The sequence below is a fragment of the Alteromonas confluentis genome, from assembly GCF_001757105.1.
Taxonomy (GTDB): Bacteria; Pseudomonadota; Gammaproteobacteria; order Enterobacterales; family Alteromonadaceae; genus Alteromonas; species Alteromonas confluentis.
Genome location: NZ_MDHN01000029.1, coordinates 392,813 through 416,800, shown reverse-complemented (window position 1 = coordinate 416,800; position 23,988 = coordinate 392,813). Strand labels below are relative to the sequence as shown.

Annotated in this window: 18 protein-coding genes; 10 read left to right on the top strand and 8 right to left on the bottom strand. The window is 49.1% G+C overall.

Annotated features, from left to right (window positions below; translation table 11 throughout):
* Positions 1–4 precede the first annotated feature (4 nt).
* Positions 5–829, top strand: a complete 825-nt coding sequence (locus BFC18_RS13410; RefSeq protein ID WP_070126050.1) for a fumarylacetoacetate hydrolase family protein — start codon at positions 5–7, stop codon at positions 827–829.
* Positions 830–847: 18 nt separating this feature from the next.
* On the top strand, positions 848–1,708 hold the full coding sequence (locus BFC18_RS13405; protein ID WP_070126049.1) for an alpha/beta hydrolase: 861 nt from the start codon (positions 848–850) through the stop codon (positions 1,706–1,708).
* A gap of 108 nt (positions 1,709–1,816) precedes the next feature.
* Here BFC18_RS13405 and BFC18_RS13400 read toward each other — a convergent pair whose 3' ends face one another.
* The gene (locus BFC18_RS13400; protein ID WP_083273080.1) at positions 1,817–2,431 is read right to left on the bottom strand and encodes a glutathione S-transferase family protein; all 615 of its coding nucleotides are present in this window, start codon (positions 2,429–2,431) and stop codon (positions 1,817–1,819) included.
* Positions 2,432–2,437: 6 nt separating this feature from the next.
* The gene (locus tag BFC18_RS13395; protein WP_070126047.1) at positions 2,438–3,754 is read right to left on the bottom strand and encodes a glycoside hydrolase family 1 protein; all 1,317 of its coding nucleotides are present in this window, start codon (positions 3,752–3,754) and stop codon (positions 2,438–2,440) included.
* Between the two features lie 258 nt (positions 3,755–4,012).
* Here BFC18_RS13395 and BFC18_RS13390 point away from each other — a divergent pair, with 258 nt between their 5' ends.
* From BFC18_RS13390 to BFC18_RS13370, 5 genes are all read left to right on the top strand, one after another.
* Positions 4,013–4,501 (top strand): hypothetical protein, encoded by a 489-nt coding sequence (locus BFC18_RS13390; protein WP_070126046.1) that lies wholly within the window; start codon positions 4,013–4,015, stop codon positions 4,499–4,501.
* 89 nt (positions 4,502–4,590) lie between these two features.
* Positions 4,591–5,751 carry a ThuA domain-containing protein gene (locus BFC18_RS13385; RefSeq protein WP_070126045.1) on the top strand — a complete coding sequence of 387 codons (1,161 nt, stop codon included), beginning with the start codon at positions 4,591–4,593 and terminating at the stop codon, positions 5,749–5,751.
* A gap of 1 nt (position 5,752) precedes the next feature.
* On the top strand, positions 5,753–6,319 hold the full coding sequence (locus tag BFC18_RS13380) for a gluconate 2-dehydrogenase subunit 3 family protein (protein WP_070126044.1): 567 nt from the start codon (positions 5,753–5,755) through the stop codon (positions 6,317–6,319).
* 11 nt (positions 6,320–6,330) lie between these two features.
* The gene (locus BFC18_RS13375) at positions 6,331–8,025 is read left to right on the top strand and encodes a GMC oxidoreductase (protein WP_211481029.1); all 1,695 of its coding nucleotides are present in this window, start codon (positions 6,331–6,333) and stop codon (positions 8,023–8,025) included.
* Positions 8,026–8,096: 71 nt separating this feature from the next.
* Entirely contained in the window at positions 8,097–9,020 is a 924-nt protein-coding gene (locus BFC18_RS13370) for an alpha/beta hydrolase (protein ID WP_070126042.1), read from the top strand.
* A gap of 121 nt (positions 9,021–9,141) precedes the next feature.
* Here BFC18_RS13370 and BFC18_RS13365 read toward each other — a convergent pair whose 3' ends face one another.
* From BFC18_RS13365 to BFC18_RS13355, 3 genes are all read right to left on the bottom strand, one after another.
* A complete protein-coding gene (locus tag BFC18_RS13365) occupies positions 9,142–12,480 on the bottom strand; it encodes a glycosyl hydrolase (protein ID WP_083273078.1) in 3,339 nt (1,112 codons plus the stop codon).
* A gap of 69 nt (positions 12,481–12,549) precedes the next feature.
* The gene (locus tag BFC18_RS13360; protein ID WP_170826605.1) at positions 12,550–15,159 is read right to left on the bottom strand and encodes a TonB-dependent receptor plug domain-containing protein; all 2,610 of its coding nucleotides are present in this window, start codon (positions 15,157–15,159) and stop codon (positions 12,550–12,552) included.
* Positions 15,160–15,408: 249 nt separating this feature from the next.
* Entirely contained in the window at positions 15,409–16,329 is a 921-nt protein-coding gene (locus BFC18_RS13355; RefSeq protein ID WP_083273077.1) for a LysR family transcriptional regulator, read from the bottom strand.
* 123 nt (positions 16,330–16,452) lie between these two features.
* Between BFC18_RS13355 and BFC18_RS13350 the strand changes: the two genes are divergently transcribed.
* Entirely contained in the window at positions 16,453–17,601 is a 1,149-nt protein-coding gene (locus tag BFC18_RS13350) for a metallophosphoesterase (RefSeq protein WP_070126039.1), read from the top strand.
* On the opposite strand, the gene BFC18_RS13345 is transcribed toward BFC18_RS13350, so the two are convergent.
* Positions 17,546–18,742 (bottom strand): MFS transporter, encoded by a 1,197-nt coding sequence (locus BFC18_RS13345; protein WP_211481028.1) that lies wholly within the window; start codon positions 18,740–18,742, stop codon positions 17,546–17,548. The genes BFC18_RS13350 and BFC18_RS13345 overlap by 56 nt on opposite strands.
* 107 nt (positions 18,743–18,849) lie before the next feature.
* Between BFC18_RS13345 and BFC18_RS13340 the strand changes: the two genes are divergently transcribed.
* Both BFC18_RS13340 and BFC18_RS13335 read left to right on the top strand, forming a co-directional pair.
* On the top strand, positions 18,850–19,818 hold the full coding sequence (locus BFC18_RS13340) for a LysR family transcriptional regulator (RefSeq protein ID WP_070126038.1): 969 nt from the start codon (positions 18,850–18,852) through the stop codon (positions 19,816–19,818).
* A 186-nt stretch (positions 19,819–20,004) separates the two neighbouring features.
* The gene (locus BFC18_RS13335; RefSeq protein ID WP_070126037.1) at positions 20,005–21,204 is read left to right on the top strand and encodes a CynX/NimT family MFS transporter; all 1,200 of its coding nucleotides are present in this window, start codon (positions 20,005–20,007) and stop codon (positions 21,202–21,204) included.
* 31 nt (positions 21,205–21,235) lie between these two features.
* On the opposite strand, the gene BFC18_RS13330 is transcribed toward BFC18_RS13335, so the two are convergent.
* Both BFC18_RS13330 and BFC18_RS13325 read right to left on the bottom strand, forming a co-directional pair.
* Positions 21,236–21,910, bottom strand: a complete 675-nt coding sequence (locus tag BFC18_RS13330; RefSeq protein ID WP_070126036.1) for an HAD family hydrolase — start codon at positions 21,908–21,910, stop codon at positions 21,236–21,238.
* A gap of 37 nt (positions 21,911–21,947) precedes the next feature.
* Positions 21,948–23,987 carry a phosphocholine-specific phospholipase C gene (locus tag BFC18_RS13325; RefSeq protein ID WP_070126035.1) on the bottom strand — a complete coding sequence of 680 codons (2,040 nt, stop codon included), beginning with the start codon at positions 23,985–23,987 and terminating at the stop codon, positions 21,948–21,950.
* Between the last annotated feature and the right edge of the window lies 1 nt (position 23,988).

The window sequence follows — 23,988 nt, the reverse complement described above, 5'->3', positions numbered from 1 at the left end:
TATTATGAAATACGTAAGCTTTACGACTGCCGATGGCAAAGCGGGTTTCGGTCGACTGAATGGCGAAACCATTACCGACTTAACGGCTACCGCTGCCGATTTAAAAACAGCTATCAACGACGGCACACTGGCATCGCTGGAAAGCGATGCAACGCTGGCTTTGAGTGATGTTACATTAGCCCCGGTGATCCCTAATCCGGGCAAAGTATTCTGTGTGGGTCACAATTACGAAAGCCATCGTCAGGAAACCGGGCGTGCGGCTACCGATCACCCTTCTATTTTCGTGCGTTTTGCCGATTCTCTGTCTGCCCATGAACAACCGATCGTGATGCCGAAAGTGTCTACCCAGCTCGACTTCGAAGGCGAACTGGCGGTGATTATTGGTAAAGGCGGACGTTACATCTCAGAAGATGATGCCATGTCGCACGTAGCCGGTTATGCCTGCTTCAACGATGCGTCAGTACGCGACTGGCAGTGGCACAGCCGTCAGTTTACGCCGGGTAAAAACTTCCCAACCACCGGCCCGTTCGGCCCTTACATGGTAACGCCGGACGAGGCAGGTGATCTTTCAGAAGTGAACGTAACGACTCGCCTGAACGATAATATCGTGCAACAACAACCTATTGGTGACATGATTTTCCCTATCGCCACGGTGATTGCGTATATTTCCAGCTTCACTCCGCTGAAATCAGGTGACGTGATTGCCAGTGGTACGCCGGGCGGCGTTGGCGCAAAACGTAACCCACCTCTGTGGATGAAACCTGGCGACACGGTAACGGTAGAAATCGGCCCTATGGGCACACTGGTAAATACCATTTCTGCAGAATAATCAGAACAGGAGCTCACCATGCAGGACCCGGTTGTGCGACAACAAATTGCAGCCCTTGGGCGGGAGCTTGGCCCCGCTATGATGCAGGGCATGCAACAGGCTTTCGATAAAGAGCAGCGCGCACTGGTGCAGCGCCAGCCCGCTACGGCCACCGATGTACCCTACGGCGAGCACGAAAGGCAAGTGCTGGATATTTACGGGGGCGAGCCCGACGCTGCCACCCGAAAACCGGTATTTGTTTTCGTGCATGGTGGCGGCTTTCTGAAAGGTGACAAAGGCGACGACGAACGCTGGTATAACGCCTGCGTAGGCCGCATGGCGGCAGAACAGGGTTGGCTGGGCGTAGTAATAAACTACCGCTTGGCTCCGGAATTCGTATGGCCAACCGGCGGTGAAGATCTTGGGCTGGTGGTGCAATGGCTGAAAATCAATGTTGCTGCACACGGAGGCGATGCAGACAAAATCGTATTATGCGGTACGTCTGCAGGCGCCTGCCACGTTGCCACCTATTTACAACTTCATGCAGATAAGACGGATGTACGCGGCGCGGTGTTACTGTCGGGCCTCTACGGTGCCACGCCCCTGGACGAACGGGATACCCAATATTACGGCGAATCTGCATTGTATTCAGAGCGCATGCCGTTACCGGCTTTAACCGCTTCACCGATACCTTTGATGGTGGTGTGCACAGAGTTCGATCCGCCCCGATTCCAACAGGAGTATCTGGGCTTGTTACAGTTCCGCCTGGAAGCCAATCAGCAACTCGATCAAAGTATGGTGCTGTCTGGCCATAATCACTACTCAGTAGCTGGGCATTTAGGAACGTCTGATACCCGTTTGCGAGACGAAATTGCGGTGTTTGTTTCGAAAGTGATTTAACCGCATGCGCTCAATATGAGCACTGCGCCGGTTCGCAAAACCAAAAAAAGCAGCCTTTCAGCATTAGCAGATTGGCTGCTTTTTTTTATGTCGTGCTTTTAAAACGGCTCACAACGCCCGTTCTTTATTCAGCGCCCGTTTAATCACGGGGTCAGAGAGCAAGCGTTGATAATGTTGTATTACCGTATCGGCGTAGGCGAATGAAAATCCGGCGCGTTTGAGTCGGTTTACCGTCCAGAACAGGTAAATATCCAGGGCATCCCAGCTGTTGCCATACCAGAATGGTTGGGTAGAAAGGCGTTCCTCAATGCTTCGGTAGGCGGCCAGCAGTTGCTTCTCAGCATTGGCTTTCACTGCAGCAATATCATGACTCACACCCAATAGCTCGGGCTTACAATACCGTGTAATAAGCGGGTGAATGGTACTGGCAAACCAGCTCAGGTCGCTTACCGCTTCAACGGTACTTATCTGGGAAGACAATATTCCTGCGTGTTGAAACTGCCCGTGCAGAAACAGCAAAATCGCCGGGGTTTCTGTAATCACGCCTGTATCTGTCAGCAGAGCTGGCACTTTCCCTTTGGGATTTACAAACAAATATTCCGTGGTTTTGTGTTCGCCCTTAGCAAGGTGTACGGCGCGCAGGGCATAATTTACCTGCGCTTTTTCCAGCATAATAATTGAGATTTGCGAACAGGCGCCTGGCGAGGCGCACAAGGTTACCATGGTGAATTACACACGGTTTTGTTTGAGAATTTTCGAATAAGCCAGCGCGCTTGGCTTGGGCTTCCGCTCAAAGGTTTGTCTGTCTACGGTGTGTAAACCAAACTTTGGCTCATAGCCTGATATCCATTCGAAGTTGTCCAGCAGCGTCCAGTGAATATAACCTTTCACCGGCACGCCTTTATCAATTACACTCTGTAAATGCGTCAGCGAGTTTTTGATGAAGCGCTCACGTTGGCTGTCGTCTTCGGTACCAATACCGTGCTCTGTCACAAGAATTGGCTTGCCGGTTTCTGCGTAGGTGTAGGTTACGCAGTTTGCCAGTGAGGAAGCCTCTATCCAGCTACCTGAATGATTTCTCTCTGCATCTTCTGGCGTGGGAACATGACCATTCTTATCCCACACGACTTTTTCGTAGTTTTGTACGCCAATAAAATCGGTTTCTGCTACCTTCAGCCAGTCACCGTAGTTGTACTGACGCATTTCATTACGAACAGAACCCGGGCCGGCTTCCTGATCATCCAGCATTGCCAGGGTAAAGCCGACATCAAGATTACTGCGCTCGGCTTTAATGGCCTGACGGGCCGCTTTGTGGCCTTCTATCAGAATGGGATTCATTACATCTAAATCCTGCATGCGCGCGGCATTTAGGCCGGTAAAGTGCTCAGACTGCGTGGCTCGACCTGCGGCTGCCAGCATTTTCTCCTGCATGTCCCATACAAACGGCGGTACGCCGAGCACTTTTAGCAAGCGAAGCAAGTTAGGTTCGTTGAAGGTAACCGCGTAACCAATACCATCAGCCAGCTGTAGGGCAACTTTACTGCAATAGTTGGCGAACAGGGCTGGCGCTTCCGGGTTGGTCCAGCCGCCACGGGCAGCAAACCATACCGGGCTGGCAAAGTGATTAAAGCTCACCAGAGGTACCATGTTACGCTTGTGGCAGCCGTCGATAATGCGTTTGTAATGGTCAATCATTGCCTGGCTGAACAGGCCCGGTTCAGGCTCGATGCGTGCCCATTCAATGGAAAAGCGGTAAGCACTGAATCCCAGATTGCTGCACAAATCCAGATCGGTTTCCCACAACTCAAAACTGTTACAGGCATCACCGGACTGCTCCTTAAAAAGCGTGGGTTTTACGTTCTCCAGTAACCAGATATCTGAATTAACGTTATTACCTTCAACCTGATGGCCCGCACTGGCTGCACCCCATAGAAAATTGTCGGGAAACTGACCGCCAGCCGGTAAAGATGAAGAGGCGGCTTTGGCAAAAAGCGGTGCGCTCATAGTGGCAGAGGCCATAGCAAGGAATTGTCTGCGGTTGATCATGGTACGTCCTGATGTCAAAAATTAATTTCTTAACTGTAAAAATAACGTGAATTAACCGTCAGGAATAATAATCATTTTTGGCGGTTGTATAGTTTGAGTTAATGGTTAAACCTGACACAACCCGTAAGCAGGGCGAACGGTTCGGGATTTTTTATCTATAGTTTTTATCAATACATGGCATCAAATAAATAATTTGTTCGTATTGAAGAAATTACGTAAGTTACATTTTGTTAAAAACTTGAAAAGGATAATAACAAAATGAGTGATATGACCCTGAACCGCTACAAAAGCGTTGAAACCGTGGTAGGAGCGGTCATCAACGGCTTATTCAGTTTGTTTTTTGTTTTCCTGATCTTTGGCGGGCTGGACGTGGTGCCTATGCAGGGCGACAGCGGTCTGTTTATTGACAGCATTCCTCAGGGGCTGGCAATCGGCTTTATGGGCGCTTTCTTTCCCTCGTTTCTTACCCGCAAGCGTATCCGCAACGGCCAGTTGCACATCAACGGAGAATCCGGTCACACATCCTGGCTTCCGTCCCATCCGGTGCTTCGCGCACTGGTGTTTGCTGTATTTGGTGCGGCCCTGTCATTAAGCTTTTTTGCGTTGCTCACTTTTGCTGTAAATATCGAAGCCCTCGCGTTCAGTACAGCCGCTGTAGTGAAAACAATCTGGGGAATTTGTCTGGGTGGGCTTGTCGCTGCCATTACCATCCGCCTCGCGCTGAACGATTACGCACATAAAGTTTAAATACGTCTTTGCACCCATGTGTCAGTGGTGTTGCCCCGGTGAAGGCCGGGGCTTTTTATTATCACGTAAAGGCATTATCAGGAGATAGAATGAAACATTTAGTCCCGTTCATATGCATATTATTTTTGTGCGTCTCACCGTCTTATGCTGCACAAGATGTCTCGCTGGATGACTGTCCCGCAGCCCGTGCTCACTACACATTGGATATGCCGCTATCTGACGTAGTCAGAAACAAAGTGTTATTAACTGAACTCGCAGCGATTTCGCCAATTACGGCAAAAAAATTCGCGCAGCCGTTCGGTGATTTTCCGCTGGATGAACGTTTCGGCAATATCATCTCTCCGGCTTTCCTTTTTCAACAGCACATCATCCATGTGGATGAAAAAACAAAGTCTGAAATTACACGTCTTTTAGAAAGCACATTGATGACTGACGCGGCCAAGACAGCGAGTTGTGCCCGTTACGACAACATTCGCCCTGATATACCGGCAGCAGAGAACAGCAAACGCATTTTGGTGTTTGGAAAAGTGAATGGCTTCGTTCACAGTGAAGCCATAACAGCGTCTGTCCCCGCCTTCAAAGAGTTAGCCGCCAAGAACAGTATGGATATCTTTTTCACTGACAAAGCGGGCGTATTTAATGCAGACGATCTGTCGCAGTTTAATGTCATTGTCTGGAATAACATCAGCGGTGATGCACTGACTTTCTCTCAAAGAGATGCATTAAAGGCGTTCATTGAAAGCGGGGGCGGGTTTGTTGCCGTACATGGTGCCGGTGGCGATTTGCAATATTTCTGGGACTGGTATGCCGATGAACTTATATCAGCCCGTTTCAGCGGTCATCCTATGTCTCCCCAATTTCAGCCAGCCAGATTGATTACAGAGAGTAACAATCCCGTTCTGACGAAAGATTTGCCAGCTTCCTTTGAGATGAGCGAAGAGTGGTATTCCTTTGAACAGTCTCCCCGCAGCAAGGATGTACAAGTGATTGTTACTATCGATGAAAGCAGCTACGAGCCACTGGGTTTTGGCGGTCAATCTCTGGCGATGGGCGATCATCCGATTGTGTGGGCAAAGTGCGCGGGTCAGGGCAGAGTGTTCTATACCGCTATCGGTCACAGAGCTGAGTCTTTTTCAGATGCATATGCCATCAGACTGCTGGAAAACGGATTAATCTGGGCGTCATCAGGCAAGGAAAGCGGGCAATGTACAGATGATTTGGCCACTAACAACGCGGGAGGAGAAAAATAGCATGAATTCACTAAAGCGAAGAGAGTTCCTGAAGTTGAGTGGAGCGATTGGTCTGGCAACATTAAATACGCGGTTGGCAACTGCTGCTGAGTCGGCTACCTCTTCCGGCACGTTTGCCGGTAAGTACTTCACTATGTTCAAAGTGCTGTCACACCAGATAATCCCCGATACTGATACGCCGGGGGCACTGGCCTGTCAGGTTCCAGAGCAAATGAAGGCATTTGTCCTCAAAGTGTACGGCGAGCAACATATCGCTGATTATTCTCGAAAACTGGATGCTTTAGATAACTGGCTGAAATCAAATTTCGGTGAGAGCTGGCATTCCGGAGACGATAAAAAACATCATGGGATAGTCTCTGCCCTTGAGGATTATAGCTACGACGAATTACCGGATTCCGAGGTTGCCGCAGGCTATAGAGAAACCAAAGAGCTCATCGTTTTTCATTACTACACCTCGCAACAGGGAGCCACTAAAACACTGCATTACGACCCTGTTCCCGGCATGTACAAAGGCTGTGAAGACCTATCTGTCATCGGTAAAACCTGGGCAACGCCAAACGCTTATTAATGGACTACAACATGAAAAACACATCATTCGAAGCCATTGTTATTGGTTCAGGCATTTCTGGTGGCTGGGCAGCAAAAGAGCTGTGTGAGAAAGGCATTAAAACCTTAATGCTTGAACGCGGAAAAGACATTAAACACCGGGAAGACTATCATTCCGATTTCACCCAGCCTTGGGAAACTATCGGCAAAGGTAAACTTAACGAAGATATTCTGAACAGGGACTATCCTGTTCAGCAGAAGTCTCATGTTATTAATGAATACAGCCACGACCGATTTATTAAAGATCCGGATAATCCGTATATTCAAACCTCGCCGTTTGCCTGGATCCGAGGCCATCATACCGGCGGTAAGTCCATCATGTGGGGTCGGCAGTCTTACCGTTTGTCAGAATTAAATTTGTCAGAGAATCAGCGTGATGGTCATGGTTCGCCTTGGCCAGTGCGCTATTCTGACCTTGATCCCTGGTATAGCTATGTGGAAGAGTTTGCGGGGATTAGCGGCAATAATGACGGCATTGATGTTCTGCCTGACGGTAATTTTCTCAAACCGATGGAAATGAATTGTCTCGAAAAACACGTATCCGGTTCGATCACAGAAAATTTCCCCGACCGCAGAATGATCATCGGCAGGGCGGCACACCTAACCGAAACCAAACCAGTGCATGAAGCGCTGGGCCGTAGCAATTGTATGTACCGGAATCAGTGTGTCAGAGGGTGTTCATTCGGCGGCTATTTCAGTACCCAGAGTGCCACGTTACCCGCAGCCCGCAATACCGGTAATCTCACTCTGATGAATAACAAAGTTGTGCTGCGGATCTTACATGACGAAGCCAGCGGCCGGGCGACCGGGGTTGAAGTTGTTGATCAACTGACAATGGAAAAAACGCAGTATTTTGCCCGCGTTGTTTTTGTTTGTGCATCTACGCTTGGCTCAACGCAAATACTGCTTAATTCCGCTTCATCTGCCTTTCCGCAAGGATTAGGTAACAGCAGTGGCGTTCTGGGTCACTATCTGATGGATCACAACATCGGTGCCATTGTGGTGGGTAAGTACAGCGGGTTTGAAGATAAGTATTACAAAGGCAGACGTCCCAATGGCATTTACGTTCCCCGTTTCCAGAATATTGGTGATGACAAACGTGATTTCCTCAGGGGATATGGCTTTCAAGGCGGAGCATCGCGCACCGACTGGGCAAAGCAGGCCCAGGAGAAAGGATTCGGTAAAACACTGAAAGAAAAAGTCAGTACGCCGGGTGACTGGAGTATGGTGCTGGTTGGCTTTGGTGAGATGCTGCCAGATTTTAACAATAAAGTGACGCTGGACACTACGCAAAAAGACAAGTGGGGTATGCCGCTACTTAATGTGGATGCAAAGTGGGGAGAGAACGAGCACAAAATGACGGATGACATGATTGTGTCCGGTAAAGAAATGCTCGAAGCAGCCGAGCTGACACAAGTTTTCGGGTTTAAAACAGGCAGCGAACCCGGTACAGGTATTCACGAAATGGGCACCGCAAGAATGGGAGATGATCCCACACAGTCTGTTCTGAATAAATTTAACCAGATGCATGACGTGAAGAATGTGTTTGTTACCGATGGCTCAGCCATGGCTTCTACGGCGTGTCAGAATCCATCACTCACTTACATGGCAATGACAGCCCGTGCAGTGGATTATGCCGTAAAGGAAATGCAGGCTGGCAGAATTTAGTTCTGCTGCAGCTTACTTGTTTAATCGTGTTCTCCCGCGCTGCGCGGGATTTTATGTCAGGAATGTAATTAATGAAAAAACTTACTCTGCTTTTGATTTTTATATCGGCAAGTTTGCAGACCTTTGCTCAAAACATGCCTGTGGTGACCAATAAAAACATTGAAGCGCAATCGTTTCTCGGGGAGCCCATCAGGCTTTATCCCGACGATAAGGCCATGCAGGAAAACGATAAAGAGATGTGGGGGCAGGTGTCTTTGACGATGCCAAACGGATTTAAACTGGAGCAGTATTTGATCCGCAACGTAACTAACCCTTCTTTATATGCTTTTTTACCTCCTGCTGATAAGGCCACGGGCACGGCGGTTATAGTTGCTCCGGGAGGTGCATTTCTGTCTTTGTCAGTTGAAGAGGAAGGCCGCAAAGTCGCTCAGAAACTGAATGAGCAGGGTATTGCTGCATTTGTACTGACTTATACGCTGAATCCTACGCCACTTGATGTCAATGAATACGGCGCTTATGTTGGCAGTGTGTTCGCAGCAAAAGCGAGAGGTGAAGACCCGGATATTTTTGTGCCTCAGGCGCCGTTAGATGCACTGAAGGCGTTGTCTTATGTAAAAGATAATGCGGGTAAGTGGCATATTGACCCGGCGAAGGTGGGCTTTATCGGTTTCTCAGCCGGAGCAATGACCAGCTTATCAGCTTCCATTGCAGACACCGCAAACCGTCCGGCTTTTCTTGGCTACATTTACGGCCCCATGAAAGCCGTTACTGTACCTGAAAATGCGCCCCCAATGTTCGCCGCTATTGCATTGGATGATGGCCTGTTTGGCAGGGACGGGTTCGGTATTGTGAGCGCATGGCAACAGCAAGACGTGCCGGTAGAACTGCACGCTTATGAAAAAGGTGATCACGGATTTGGTACAGGCCGCCCCGGCACCACCACAACCGGGGTGATGCCGCAGTTTATTGCGTGGTTAAAAATGAAAGGATTTTAAGGTATTGCGTGCAGTGGTGTATTCGCTGCACGCACCGTGCTGTTTAGCTGTAACCTGATTTTCTAATTTCACCACATTAACCGAATCAGGCGGCAGGATGATGAACATCCTGCCGTTTTACTTACCACTTCAGCGACACATCGCCCAACAGACCAGAAGGTCGAAGCGGTGCATCCGGCACGTAGGCGGGCAGGGTAGTGAAGGTGTACTTCTGCTTCACATCCGGCTGCGCGTCACCGATTAAGCGGTTCACCCACAGGTTCGTGATATTCAGCGTTACCGTATTCTCACCGGCTTTCAGATAGTCCGATACGTCTACGTCGAAGGGCGGCTTCCATAGCGTGTTCACTACCTGTCCGTTCACAACCACTTCCACCACATCCCGCACATCTTCAATATGCAGCTGTACAGGTTTGCCCTGCATCGCTTTGTCGATGTTGAAAGATTGGGTGTAGCTGGCGGTGCCGGAGAAATAACGGATACCGGTATCGTCAGACTCTGCCCAGTTTCCGGCTGACAAGGTCGCTTTGGCTGGGGCGCCGCGATCTTTCTGGAAGGTTACCTGCCATTCGTCTTTCAGCGTTTTTGACTTGCTGAACGTGGAAGCAACAGAACTCACTTTTGCCGGTGAGTCACCGAATACCACGTAACCTGATTCGTACGGTGCCATGGTCTTTTCAATTACGGTGAGCCCGTCTTTTACTTTGCTGTTCAAGGCAGTCACGGCACCGGTAACCGCGTTGTAGTGATACGGCTTCTTGCCAGACACATTGAAAGACAAGGTCACCGGTTCTTCACGGTTTTTACGGTTGGTGTAGTAGTAAATCTCTTCGCTGTTTGTCTGACGGTGAACGAAGAACAAGGTGGTGTCGTCATGCTTGCCTGCATAGCGGAAATCCGGTATGACACCGGCTTCTTTAATTCCGCTCTCTACGTTGTCAGCGTCGATAACACGGCCTTTACCGGTTTTACCGCTCCACAGCTCATTGGCAAGTTCGGTAAACCGGGCGGCATCGTCTGCCAGCGACGGGCTGGCCAGTGGCTTTTTACCAATCACCGTTGCACCGCCTGAAACCAATTGAGCAATACGCTGCAACACGGGCAGCGTCATGTATTGCGAGGTGCCGCCAAGATACAGCACGGCATAGCGCTGGCCAGACTCTGTGCATAAATCCTTACCGCAGTTTTCGAGCAGTTCAGTAATGATGTCGTTGTTCACATAGTCATATGCATTTTCCAGCGGTACATCTTCCGACGGCTTGTCGTTATACAGCGCGGTGGGCGGTGTGTCTTCGCCGTAGAAGTAAGCTACATCCGCCTTGAAGTGACCTTGCTGCAGCATGTAAGCGTTACGGCTGATGTAGGTTACCCAGGGTTTGGCATATTCTGCCCAGGTTTCAAGACGGTTAAAGTACTGACCAAATACAAATAAACTCAGGCCGGGGCCTTCGTCGTTGGGTTGGTGAACCGATGTATGAATGATGGGGCGGTTAACACCCAGCGCAAATTCCATGTCGATCATGGGCTGCAAATCTCGGGGCGAGAAGGCCCAGGGCGAAGACGCCGACGTCAGCGATTCTGCCGCTACCAGGTTTTGCCCGTAAATGTGCGCCACAGAAGCCGCCTCGCGGATATCTGCCCAGTACTGCGGCTGCGGCCCAACCTGATTTTGGGTATCGAAGGCCCACATGGCGGCCATAGGCACATCGGCATTACTGCGAATACGCATGCCGTCACCCAGAGTAGGGCGACCGTTCTCCAGCGCTTCAGAGTAGTGCTTCAGGCCCGCTTCTTTTACCCGCTTGCTGATCACTGCGTAGTGATTATCTGCAAGCATTTCGCCCAAGGTTAAGCGGTAGTCGTAGAGAAATTTATCGGTTTGTACCGCATCACCAATGATCACGCCAACCAGGGCCGGTAACCAGGGCGTTAAGTCGTAACCTCGACGCTGCTTGAATTCCGCAAACATATTCGGCGTCCAGTTCGATGCGCCCACTTCAATACTGTCGTTGAGCAACGCTTTTACGCCTTCTCCTAACGCGTACTCACCACTGGCGTCTTTATACATGTTGAGGTAGTGGTCGATGTACGCATTAACCGCATCGGCGTCGTACTTGTCGACTTCCAGCCCGGTGGCTGCCACCGTCGCCGGGTGGTTTTCTTTACCGGTTAAGCTGTAGCCCAGGCGGATAATTTTCCATTGCCCTTTTTCCGGGTGCCAGTTCAGCGAGCCGTCTGCATTGAGTTTGTCGGTGATATCAATAACGGCGTCTTTGGCGATGCCCTGTTCATCGTGTTGATACGACAACGGATAGTAGTCTTCAACAATGCCGAAACCGGCTTTATCTTCGAAGCGGTGCACTTTTGCCTGCGGGTAAAAAGCCACTTCCAGCAGGTTTACCGGCTCTTGTTTCTTCTCACCCGTAGGTAACTGAAAGCCCGGAGGCGGCGCAGCACCCGGTGCGGACGAAGACGGCAAAGCAAACTTACCGTTCGGGTTTGCGGTCATCACAATACGCATATATTGCGCTTTAACCGCCGGAAAACTGATGGTGGTTTGGGTGGTTGAACCTACCGGAATGGTGGTGACATTTTCGAAGTTTTTACCATCAACACTGGCTTGCAGGGTGGGTAAAAAGGCGGCCGGGATAAACATGCCCGGTGGTGGCATGGCAAAAGATAAACTGCTCACCGTTTTGCTTTCACCGAAATCGAAGGTGATTTCCAGCGGGGCATCCGGGTGTGACGTACTGTTTGTGGATGCGCTGAAAGAGCTGTCACTTAATACCGCTAATTCCAGTTTATCATCATTGTTGGTGCTTACCGAAACCGGCTGAATGCGTTGGTCGTGTACCGGTACAGCCAGCACGGCGATGTCTTCGTAATGCACGGGCAAAGTTTTGTGCCCATGGGCCGGATCAGCAAAGATTTCGTCCGAGCCATAAAAATCCTGAAAAACGCCGGTATTGGTGGGCGGTTGGGGTACCCGAACGGCTTTTTTCTGTCTGGCGTCGATGGTAATTTCGCTCCACGCCAGCTTTTTCATGCCTTGTTCCGGCTTCACCCAAGGCCCACCGGTTTCACTCCAGCCCGGCGATGCGGCGATACCAAATTCAAAATTATGTTTATTCGCTTCACCCAGCGCATATTCAAAGGTGTCTTTCCAGGCCGGTGTCATGTATTCCAGTGTGGTATCGACAATTTTGGGTGTCATTAACTGGGCATCAAAATTCTGCACGCCGCCAATGCCTACTTTGTTCATCCAGGCGAGATCTTTTTCTATCCCTTCACGGGTAACGTTACCGTTCATCCAATGCCACCACACTAAAGGTTTGGCAGATTGAGGCGGGGTGACGAAATCGTCTTCGAGTGTGCTTGCAGCGCTGTTAAATGAAAGCAGAGAAAGGCTCAGCGCTACTTTGGATAACGTGAATAGAAACGGTTTTACGGGTTTGGTCATAAACTTGCCCCTTAAAAATGATAATGAGGGCTGGCACTTTCGTGGCAGCCCTCCGTTTAGGAAGAGTAATTAAAAACGGGTTTTAATGCCTACAGACATGAAACGTCCCATGCTTTTGAAAGCAACGCCTTCTTCAATATTTCTAAAAGGTGGATCTTCGTCTGTTACGTTATCAATGTTGAACGTCAACTGTGTATCCATGCTGAAGTCGTAGCTGGCGAACAGTGACAAGGTGGTGTAAGAATCGATATGTTCCTCAGCCACATCAGCGCTGCCCCGGTAAAAAACGGTACCGGAGAAGTACCAGTCGTCACGACGCAAGCCTAGCGTTGCCACGCTGTTGAAGGCTGAAATGGCTTCGTTGAGATCACCATCTGCCAGTGTGTCAACAAAGCCGCCTCCCGCAACAAATTCTTTATCCCGGTTAAGCACATAGGTACCGCTCAGGGAGAAGTCCAGCTCACCTAAATCAATGTCATGAAAATACTGCAGAGAGTAATCCAGCCCGTCAAACTCCGATGCGCCCATATTGGCTTTACGTTGGTCACTGACCACATAAGGCGAACCGAAAATAGCAAACATAGTTTCAAGACTGTCGAACCCCTGAGTTGGGAAGTCGCCAAATTTAGCAATAACTTCTTCAGCGGAGGTAGGATTCACAATGTAGTAGTCTTCATTCACTTCTTCATCATAGTAAGCTGGTCCGAAGAAGAACCCTGCGTTCTGATCAAGGCGGTCTTCGTACTTGATACTCCAGTAGGTCAGAGACACTTTCAGCGAGTCTGTCACATACCAATCAGAGCCTAGTGACATGGTTTCTGCGGTTTCTGGTCTGATGCCTTCTGAAGCGCCGCCTAGCGTAAAGGAGGGTTTAAAGAAATCAGGTACGAAAGGACTGTCTGATGCGCGCAGTGGACTGAACGGCAGGAACAGTTCATATGTTAGCGGAGCTGCTAGATCTGCCAATGCCGGAGCATGGAACGATGTGCCCCAGGTACCGCGAACCGTAAGATCTTCGGTTGGGTTCCAGGTAACAGCAATCTTGGGGTTGGACGTTGATCCAACATCGTTGTACTTGTCGTAACGGCCAGAGATCGACACGTCCAAGTGCTGAATGCCGGGCATCATGTTGCTATCGCCGATAATCGGGATATAAATCTCACCGAAAATCGATTTAACATTGCGGTCGATGTCGCGTAATGAGGAAGTTGAAGGGTTGCTTAACTCTCCGGCCGTGACCGTTTGATAAAACGATTCTTCACGGTACTCTGTTCCCACCGCTGCGCGCATCATACCACCGGCAATTTCGAACAAATCACCATTGGCAATCAGCTTAAATTCCGTTAAATCCTGATCGGTACTGGTGTCTTCGAGCCAATTATTGATACCTGACAACACAGACGCACTGGTTTGCGACACATCGTATGGATTTAGTGCCGTTTCAGTAGTACTGGCGGCAAGGGCAGCTAACTGGGCATCTGCATTGATTTTGTAATCGTGGTAATAAGACGTACTTTTACCGTAGTTAACAGTACCTTTTAATTTCCAGGTGTCGGTTAGCTGATAAGTCAGGGTGGGCGTAATTTGCCATTGCTCATACATTGACGGGTTCGCGCCGGCATTGCCCCATACATCTGCATACGAGAACGATACGGTATTAGACGTTTCATCACCCACCGCCACAAAATACGGGTTATCAGAGGTGATCGTCGCAGACGCTCTAACATCATTAGGGTCATAGTCGGTCGCTTCACGGCGGGAGTAGTACGCCAGTACATCTAAGCTCAACCGATCAGTCAGTTCCTGAGTCAGGTTGGCAAACAGTGAATAACGTTCTTCTTCCGGATAATAAGACTGGTCGTCATAAGAAGAGCAGTAGTTCGGTGAGGATGCATCCACACCCGGCAAGCCATAAAGTGTATCGTTCAGCAGGATGTTACCCGGCGTACAAGACGTAGAACGATAGTCGGCACCGCCAACATCGGTGAGATCTTCTTTAATGAAGTCCTGATCTTTACCGTACATTGGTGAGCGGTCACCGTAGGAGAACGCCGTCACTAAGGTGCCTTTATCCCAGCTGGTACCGAAACCGCCAGAAATATCGATGCGGTCGTAGTCGCCATGGCCCATGCCATATTGTGCGCTAATTTCGCCGCCTTCCATGTCCTTTTTAGGAATGAAGTTAATAACACCAGCAACAGCATCAGAACCGTAGATAGACGAACCGCCGTCTGGAATCACTTCCACACGTTCCAGCAAGCTTGCCGGAATCATCGACGAATCAACCCAGTTCATTGGGCCAACTGGTACGAGACGGTTACCGCCCAACATGACCAAAGTAGCCATACCACTTAAGCCGCCGATACCGCGAATTTGCGGTGGCTCAAAAGGAATTGAGGCTGTGAGGGTGTTTTCCGGCACGGCGTTGAAGTCGGCCATTTGAGGAATGCGACGCAGCAAATCGGTAGCAGATGTCACACCCTGCTCAATGATTTTTTCCTGATTTAAACCGATGACGTTAGAACCGACAGGGTTTACCCCTTCGATTAATGTACCGGTAACGGAAATGACTTCGACGTCTTCCTCATCTTCTGCTTGTGTGTCCTGAGCAATGGCAGTGGCGCTTAATGAAACGCTTAATCCTGCTATTACAGCCAGGGAAAGCTTGTGTAGTGGCATGGGAGTTTTCATTGTTGTATCTCTCAGTATTAACTTATGAGTGTTTAATTTGTTACTAGGATTTAACAATGTGTATACAGAAGTAAAATACTTAATTTTTAATTATGTATACGCTCAGCCTATACTAGGCCGTTACAGTAAGTGAAATTGAGCTGATATGACTGATAAGTGATTGATTGTGATTGATTTTGTCCTGGTGGATGGATGTACAAGCGACACCATGATCTGATACAAGAATTTACAGTTAGCTCAGGGGACTATCTTGTCTCTTAACATATTCACCAGTTCACGCAGTCCTTTCGGTGGCGTTCTGAAGCTTGGATAATAAATATACATACCATCATCCGGGCTAACCCATTCGGGCAACACTCTTTGTAATTGTCCACAGGAAAGATAAGTCTGAACTCTTCGTTCCGGGCAGTAAAAAATACCTGCATCAGCCAAGGCCAGTTCGATACCCAACGCGGTCTCACCCACGCAAACCTGGCCGGGTACATCAATCGAAAGTCTTTTATCGCGACGGTCGAAATCCCACTTCATAATGACTCTCTCACCCGTACGTATTTGAATACAATTATGTTGCTGTAAATCTACAGGGTGTTTTATTAACGGTTTATCGTTCAGGTAACCCGGAGAGGCAACGGCAATCCAGCGGAGGTTTTCACAAATTTTCATTGCAACAAAATCTTCAGGAATTGTTCCGCCATATCGAATTCCTGCATCGAATCCTGCTTCTACGATGTCTACCATCTGGTCATCAACCATAATGTCGACTTCTACATCAGGATAAGTGCGAAGAAATTGTGCTAAGTGGGGCGCCAGAACCAACCTGGCACCATCACTCAATACACTTAGTCGTATTCTGCCGGCAGGTTTGTCTCTAAATTTGTTGAGTGTTTCGAGGCCGTTGGAAATTTCACGAAAGCCTTTGTTTAGTTGCTTTGCCAGTGCTTCTCCCGCGTCAGTCGGTGCAACGTTGCGACTCGATCTGTTAAGCAATCTGATACCAAGGCGGCTTTCAAGATTTCTTATTGAGTGACTCAGCGCTGATGTGGTGATCCCCAGTTCTACCGCAGCTCTAGTAAAACTGCGCATTCGTTCGACCACACAGAAGGCGTTAAGATCAGAAAGTTCGTGACGAGATAAACGGGAAATTGGTCTTACTGGCAAGAGCGTTCTCCTTGAGTTGCGCTATATGGCTCGTTGAATTAACCACAACAATCGCGATTCGAACTGCGTGTTATAGTTTGCCGACGCAAATCACCGGCACAGCATCGCGGTAACTAACAGAACATGTTTTTCATATACACACTGATCCCCGCAATTATTTTTTTTCTGCGCGCCCGCAGTCTTATTTCGCAAACGAAGAGCAGGTTATTCTGTGCAGCACTGTTAGGTGTCATCTGCGAGTTTCATCTTTGGTGTCTATTTATTTTCGGCAACATGTTTTCTCCTGAGATCCCACGTTTGGCCATTCTTCTCTGGATGTGGCTATTTGGTGGTATCGCATTTTCCTCACTACTGGTTGTTGTAGAATTCGCAGTAACCAGGCTCATATCTGTATTCAGCCGGAAATCTGTTGCGCTAAACAAATGGTCATTTTTTACATTGTTGATAATTGCATATAGTCTTTCTGCTTTTGGCATCCATAGTGCAGTTTCCCAGCCCTCAATTAAGACTGTCAGTGTGTCGTTGCCCGGCCTACCTAAGTCGTTTGATGGCTACAGAATTGCGCTATTGTCCGATCTTCATATCAGCCAGTTGCTCAATTCCACATGGGCAGAACGAGTTGTCAGCACTACGAACCATCTTCAGACCGACCTCACATTAATTGCCGGTGATTTGTCAGATGGGTATCTGACAAATCGCCGCCATGACATGACAGCATTATCAAAGTTGTCCGCGGCAGATGGTGTGTATGCCGTTTTTGGTAATCATGAATACTATTTCGACTACGATAACTGGCGGGACTTTTACACATCGTTACCAATTCAGTTTCTTGAAAATCAACACGTCACCATCAAAAGAAACAGCGACCAGCTGGTGCTCCTTGGTTTACCTGATGACATCGCCTCAACACAGGGAGCTCCGATGCCTGACATAGGAGCCGCGCTGTCTGGCACCCCTGGGAGTGCTACAAAAATTCTGCTTGTACACAAACCAGTGGATGGGCTGAATGCATCGAAACATGGCATTGCTCTTCAACTCTCAGGTCACACCCATGGAGGTATGATCCAGCCTCTGGGATTACTGGCCGGTCCTGCCAATAATGGTTTTGTGCGTGGTCTGTATGATGTCGGAAATATGAAGCTGTATGTCAATGCCGGAACCGGGATCTGGACAGGCTTCCCGTTCCGGCTTGGCGTGCCCCCAGAAATTACCGTAATTACCCTTCGCGCCTCGCCAGCACTAGCGACAATGCAAACACGGGTATACCAATAGCGGCGAGGACCGCGCCGACGATAGCGGGTGATTCCCATCCAAAACCCACCGATAACGCAATGCCGCCGAGCCACGCACCCAGCGCGTTAGAAAGGTTAAAAGCTGAGTGATTTAGTGTTGCGCCCAGAGATTGGGCGTTACTGGCAACGTCCATCAGTCTTGACTGAAGGGCGGGTACGAGGGCAAAACCACACCCAATCAGGAACAGTAAAATGACTGATGACCAGATATCCGTGGCGAAGAAAGCAAACGCAGCGAGAAATAATGCATTCCAGATTAAGATGCCGTATAGCGATGGCACCATGGCTCTATCAGCACATTTCCCGCCGACTATATTGCCTATCACCATGCCTGCGCCCCATGCCATGAGCATCCAGGGAACCGTGCTTTCTGCCATTCCGGTTAAATTCTGCAGACTTGGAGTGATGTAACTGTAAAGAGAGAACATACCGGCAAAGCCTATTGTTGCGACCAGTAACGTCGCCCAGACATCGGCTTGTTTTAGTACACCTAATTCCTTTATAGGGGTTGCGGTGCTATCTCCCGCAACAAAGGGAATAAAGTAAAAGGTAAGCGCAAGCGTTACTAACGCTATCACTGAAATAACAAGAAAAGTGGTTTCCCAACCAGCCACTTGGCCCAACCAAGTAGAAAAAGGTACGCCAAGTAGATTAGCCACGGCCAGCCCTAGCATAACCTGGCCAATTGCTGACGCTCGTTGACCTTTGGGTACCATTGATGCTGCCACCAGTGAAGCAATACCGTAATAAGTTCCATGAGGAATGCCGGATATAAATCTGGCAGTAAGCCAGCAAATCATCTCGGGTGCTAATGCGGTAGCGAGATTACCTGCTAAAACGATTGCCAGGAGGCCTATTAGGACTCGCTGCCGTGGAAGGTGTGCTGTCAATACGGCAAGAAAAGGACCACCGATGACGACCCCAAATGCGTAAGCAATTACGCCATAACCTGCTTCAGACACTGAGATGTCAAAGCTATCTGCCATAGAAGGTAACAAGCCCATGGCGGCAAATTCACCGGTACCTATCGCTAATCCCCCCATTCCCAATACTAATTTTGCATTGGTAAGGCCATGAGGAGGTTTGACTATCTGTTCAACTGTCGCTTGCTCTGATCCCACATTCACTTCCGGTTGATTAATCTGTCAATGCAACTATTCTACGCCTAGACTAACAACCCTTATACGAACTATAAGGTGATACTAAAACAACCAAAAGTTGATACTGAATGGACAAGCTAAGAGCAATAGAAATTTTCCGGCAAGTTGCTGAAATGGGGAGTTTTTACAAAGCGTCAAAAATTCTGGGTATAACGCCGCAGGCAACCAGCAAAGCTATCGCGCAGATAGAAAAACATTTAGGTACGAAACTTTTATATCGTAATACGCGGCAGTGTCGTCTGACAGAAGAAGGTGAACGATTTCTATTAGAGGTTACGAAGGGTGTTTCATTAATAGAGAATGCATGGGAACAGGCCCATGAATTATCCAGCGAACCTCGAGGAACCTTGCGAGTCACTTGTGGGCTTCATTTTGGCAGAACGGTGCTCTTGCCACTCATTGACCAGTTTCAGCAACGGTTTCCGCGAATTGAAGTTGAACTGTATGCCACTGACAATTTCGTCGATCTGGTGAAAGAAGGCATTGACGTGGGTTTCCGGAACGGGCTTGAACCTAGTGGCAATAATTATTCTCAGCGACTTTTTGATCTGCAGATGCTCGCCTGTGCTTCACCCGATTACCTCAGACGTTACGGAATTCCAGACACGTACCACGATTTAAGTGCTCATACCTGCACCGGTTCAAGACAAATAAACAGTGGCAGAATTGAACCGTGGGAATTTATGGAAAACGGTGAGCTGATTTTCCACCATGTTCATTCCAGATTCTGGGTAAGCGATTCTGAAGTAGAAACAGAGGCGGTTTTACGTGGTATGGGGATAGGGTTACTGGCAAATTTAAACGTCGCGGCGCACATTCGCTCGGGAAAACTGGTTCCCGTACTTTGTCGTTACCTCTCTCACAGATATGGGGTTTATCTTTATTTTCCTGGCGGCAAAAAGTTATCTGACCGTGCTTCAAGGTTTATTGAGCATGCGCGTGACGAGTTGTTAGGCAGTTCTTCCTTTCAGTTTTCTGTGGACCAATTACAGCAGTTGCAGGAGAAATTTAAACTGGAACTGGATGGTACCAAATGAGACAGCGCCTTAATGGTTCGTATATTTTTAGTACCTGACTCCTTAACTTTGTGTCACCGTTGACAGCAATAAACATTGCACAGTACTATTGTGTCAGACATTTCAGATAACCTCTGAAGTGCGTAAGCGTTAACGTCAACCAACGCATAACAATACGATTTTTTTCGTAGGGTTTTGGTTGATTGTATGCATCAGAAAAACGCTTTACACACTATTTCATCCCCGCTTATTTCATTAACGTTCCTTGGCATTGTATTAATTGCGGCCAATTTACGAGCCCCCATTACAGCATTAGGTCCTGTGCTACCTGAGATCGCTGAAACATTTCAGTTATCTGCGACGGCTTCGGGGTTAATCAATGCCTTACCGTTACTCATTTTTGCAGTCGCTTCGCCATTCGTACCCGCAGTGACTCTTAAAATAGGTATCGAGAAAACCCTGCTGCTCTCTATTGCACTGGTACTGGGAGGTATTCTATGTCGCTCAACAATCGGACTAACTGGTTTCTGGATTGGAACGTTCTTGATTGGATTGGGTATTGCGGCTGCTAACGTTCTCGTCTCGCCACTGATTAAACGTGATTTCCCAAAATATGCTGCCAGAGCAATTGGTATATATGCCGCTGTGATGGCATTCGCTGCTGCAATCGCCAGCGGCATAGCAGCGCCGATTTCTACAGCGAATGGAAATACATGGAGAATGTCGATTGGCGTTTGGGCCATTCTTGCTGCTTTGACTTTATTGGTCTGGTGGAGAGTTTGCAGCAAAAACTCTGAACAGTTAACTTCATCAGTTAATAATATCTCGCCTCAAAATGCTAAGTCCATATGGAGAAGCCGGGTAGCCTGGTATGTTTCCCTTTTTATGGGGCTGCACACTGTTGTGTTTTATACTTTGATTGACTGGTATCCATCAATGGCGATGGAACATAATATAAGTACAAGTGCCGCCGGCTTTCATCTTTTTATTTATCAAGCCGTTGCCATTGCGGCGAATTTGTCTACAACTGCACTGATACCGCGCTTTCGTGATCAACGTGTACTTGGATTGATGTGTTCTCTATTCATCATGTCCGGACTGGCAGGTTTGCTTTTCTGCCCTTCGCTTGCCGTATGTTGGCTTATACTGGCTGGCATTGGGGCCGGAATGTCAATGGTAACCTGCCTGACTCTGTTTACTCTTCGGGCTGAAAATCACATCCAGGCCACTAAATTGTCAGGCAAAGCGCAATGTGTTGGGTACCTCATTGGTGCGTCTGGTCCCTATCTGGCGGGTATTATTCACGACTATAGTCATAGCTGGTGGGGTGTGCTGTTTAGCTTGCTTGCGCTATCTGTAATCCAGATATTCTTTGCGTGGCAGGCGGGGGTAAAGCGTTTTGTGTAAACAGAGTATTCTGTAAAGATATGCAGCCATCTTAGGTGACTGATTTCCAAAACAAAATTTCCCAATTTTTACGTCTGGCTATCTCAGTCACAAAAGGGTCGGCATTCACCACCATGGCCTTTTGGGCGTGGTTAAGCAGCGGTAAATCGTTGCGGGAATCGCTGTACATTGTGGTGAGCGGCAAGCCGGTTAATTGATGTTCCTGAAGCCATTGTTCTAAACACAACAGTTTGCCTGCACCAAAGCTGAAAGGCTGAACAGCCTGCGAGGTGAACTGGCCATTTTCAATGGCTACATCAATGCCAATGGCGTGCTTAATGCCCAATAGTCGAGCAATGGGGTGCACCACCAACGAAGGGCTGGCGGAAATAAGTACCACGATATCGCCCCGCTGCAGACACGCTTTTACATGGGCAATACCTTCAACGAAGATATGTGCGTTAACCGTTTGAAACGCAAACTCTTCGGCCAACGCCTCTAAGTCGTGAACTGGCTTACCCATAATGGGCTTAACCCATTCAGCCATATAAGCCTGCATATCCATTTCCCCACTGGTATAGCTTTCCATTATGGCTGCACAGCGGGTTTCAGCGTAGCAGGCGCCCGGCCAGTTCTTTTGTTTCAGAAAGGTCAGCCAGTCCTGGGCGCAGTCTGCATCAATGAGGGTGCCGTCTAAATCGAAGACGACCAGAGCCGGTTGCGACATTGGGTTTCCATGTTGATAAGTACTACTGAACAATGCCTTAAGACGGTAAACGACCGGCGTATTGTACAAAGCTAGTGGCGCTACCTGGCAGCGAAAGGGTTAAATCATACCGGCCATTTTCATCAACCGGTACCGGCACTTTTACGCCCACCGGCAGCGGTTGCTCTGCAAGTTTCGCGTTATTCAGCGACAGCGCATAGCCTTTCGCATAGGCGGTAATAAAACAACCTTCCGTATTGGCGGTAAGGGTTAGCTTATCAAGCTGGTTAAGTTGCGTTTTGTCTATGCAAACCCGACGATGAAAGCCTTCTGGCCCCATTACCTGTAAATCAAATTTCGATGGGTCGTTTTTCTCATGGGCTTGCCAGCACGCGTTGTGCTTACCTGTAGCATCAATGGTGAAACGCCGGGGAATCGCATCCAGATCCATGCGGTCGTAAACGTGGAAAACAGCAGTGCGACTGCCACGATTAATGAAAGACAGCGTAAGAGCGCCTTCAGTTGTTTCCAACTCTACATTGATATCGTAAAGGTTTGGCCGCTGAGGCCGACGTCCTTTTTCCTGTTGTGGCATGGTCATATCACCGGGTATCACCGGCACTGTGCGCTCTGGGAGCTCGCCTGCCAGCCGGGCATCTTCACGCGGATCGGGGAATACCGGTAAACTGCCCTTATTCGGCGTTTGAAAATCAAAGGCACTGACAAAATCGCCGCAGACTGCCCGGCGCCACGGTGTGATATTGGGTTCTATTACACCGAAGCGTTGCTCCAGAAAACGGATCACAGAAGTGTGGTCCATGACTTCTGAACTCACAAAGCCACCGCGGCTCCAGGGTGAAATCACGTATGCGGGCACACGCGGACCGAGGCCATAAGGATTACCCATCAAATCGGGTCGCTCCAGGCTTTTATCTGCTTCGGAGACATGCTGGTGGTATTCACCGTCCGTAGCAACCTGTGAATGACCGGCAATCTCGCCGTCAGTGGTCTTTGATGGCGGCGCTGGCGGCGGCATGTGATCAAAGAAGCCGTCGTTTTCATCGAACATGATAAACAGGGCGGTTTTCGACCACACATCAGGATTGGCGGTGAGCGCATCTAACACATCAGCAATGTATGCCGCACCCTGCGCCGGGCTTGATGGTCCGGGATGCTCCGAGCCTTCCGCCGTGGCGATGATGTAAGAAACCTGAGGCAAGGTGCCATTTGCGGCATCGTCGCGAAGTTTATCCAGCGCGCGGGTGGTGAGCGCCCGCTTGGCTAATTCGGGGTCACTGTCAGGAGTTCCAGCGTAGGAATCCTGGAAGGCTTTGAAGCCCACCAGTGGATTGTCGGTAAAGTTATCCGCCATGTCCTGGTAGATGGTCCAGTCGATACCGGCTTCCTGCAGACGCTCAACGTAGGTTGTCCAGGAGTACGCTTCAGCATAACCGCCGTTTTCCGGCAGATTGTCGTGGGAATTACCTATCGCCGGACCACCGTGTGTGGCATTGCCGTCGTTGGTGCCCGACCATAAAAACAGACGGTTAGTATTGGTGCCGGTTTGCGATGAACAATAATAGGCATCGCACAGCGTAAAGGCTTCGGCAAGGGCAAACTGAAAGGGCATATCGTCCCGGTTAAAGTAGCCCATGGCGTGCAGGTATTTGGCATCTGGCCAGTGACTCATGCGGCCGTGATCCCACGCGTCCTGTGCATCGGGCCAGGAGTGCGGTGTGCCTTCAACCCGCATGTGGGCGAAATTCTGGCGGGTATTCAGCGGAAAAGGTAGCACCCATTCCGGCCCTTCTTTGGTGGTATTTTGCTGAAGAAAAACATCCCTGTTCTGTTGTTTTTCCGTTGCTTTCGCTGGCGCCGGGTAGGGATCGGAGAACCCACGTACGCCAGAGAGGGTACCAAAGTAGTGATCGAACGACCGGTTTTCCTGCATCAGAATAACCACATACTCCACATCTTTAATGCTGCCGGATTTCACATTGGCGGGAATGGAAACGGCGCGGGCAATAGAAGGGAAGGCTGCGAACAGTCCGGTTGCCCCGGAAGCGGCCAGAAACTGACGACGATTAATATCGGCCATA

Excerpts from the sequence above, each read along its gene's own strand:
- BFC18_RS13340 (WP_070126038.1), top strand. The coding sequence starts at position 18,850 with ATGGACAAGCTAAGAGCAATAGAAATTTTCCGGCAAGTTGCTGAAATG.
- BFC18_RS13410 (WP_070126050.1), top strand. The coding sequence starts at position 5 with ATGAAATACGTAAGCTTTACGACTGCCGATGGCAAAGCGGGTTTCGGT.
- BFC18_RS13375 (WP_211481029.1), top strand. The coding sequence starts at position 6,331 with ATGAAAAACACATCATTCGAAGCCATTGTTATTGGTTCAGGCATTTCT.
- BFC18_RS13380 (WP_070126044.1), top strand. The coding sequence starts at position 5,753 with ATGAATTCACTAAAGCGAAGAGAGTTCCTGAAGTTGAGTGGAGCGATT.
- BFC18_RS13390 (WP_070126046.1), top strand. The coding sequence starts at position 4,013 with ATGAGTGATATGACCCTGAACCGCTACAAAAGCGTTGAAACCGTGGTA.
- BFC18_RS13395 (WP_070126047.1), bottom strand. The coding sequence starts at position 3,754 with ATGATCAACCGCAGACAATTCCTTGCTATGGCCTCTGCCACTATGAGC.
- BFC18_RS13405 (WP_070126049.1), top strand. The coding sequence starts at position 848 with ATGCAGGACCCGGTTGTGCGACAACAAATTGCAGCCCTTGGGCGGGAG.
- BFC18_RS13365 (WP_083273078.1), bottom strand. The coding sequence starts at position 12,480 with ATGACCAAACCCGTAAAACCGTTTCTATTCACGTTATCCAAAGTAGCG.
- BFC18_RS13400 (WP_083273080.1), bottom strand. The coding sequence starts at position 2,431 with ATGGTAACCTTGTGCGCCTCGCCAGGCGCCTGTTCGCAAATCTCAATT.
- BFC18_RS13335 (WP_070126037.1), top strand. The coding sequence starts at position 20,005 with ATGCATCAGAAAAACGCTTTACACACTATTTCATCCCCGCTTATTTCA.
- BFC18_RS13350 (WP_070126039.1), top strand. The coding sequence starts at position 16,453 with ATGTTTTTCATATACACACTGATCCCCGCAATTATTTTTTTTCTGCGC.
- BFC18_RS13360 (WP_170826605.1), bottom strand. The coding sequence starts at position 15,159 with ATGCCACTACACAAGCTTTCCCTGGCTGTAATAGCAGGATTAAGCGTT.
- BFC18_RS13330 (WP_070126036.1), bottom strand. The coding sequence starts at position 21,910 with ATGTCGCAACCGGCTCTGGTCGTCTTCGATTTAGACGGCACCCTCATT.
- BFC18_RS13370 (WP_070126042.1), top strand. The coding sequence starts at position 8,097 with ATGAAAAAACTTACTCTGCTTTTGATTTTTATATCGGCAAGTTTGCAG.
- BFC18_RS13385 (WP_070126045.1), top strand. The coding sequence starts at position 4,591 with ATGAAACATTTAGTCCCGTTCATATGCATATTATTTTTGTGCGTCTCA.
- BFC18_RS13325 (WP_070126035.1), bottom strand. The coding sequence starts at position 23,987 with ATGGCCGATATTAATCGTCGTCAGTTTCTGGCCGCTTCCGGGGCAACC.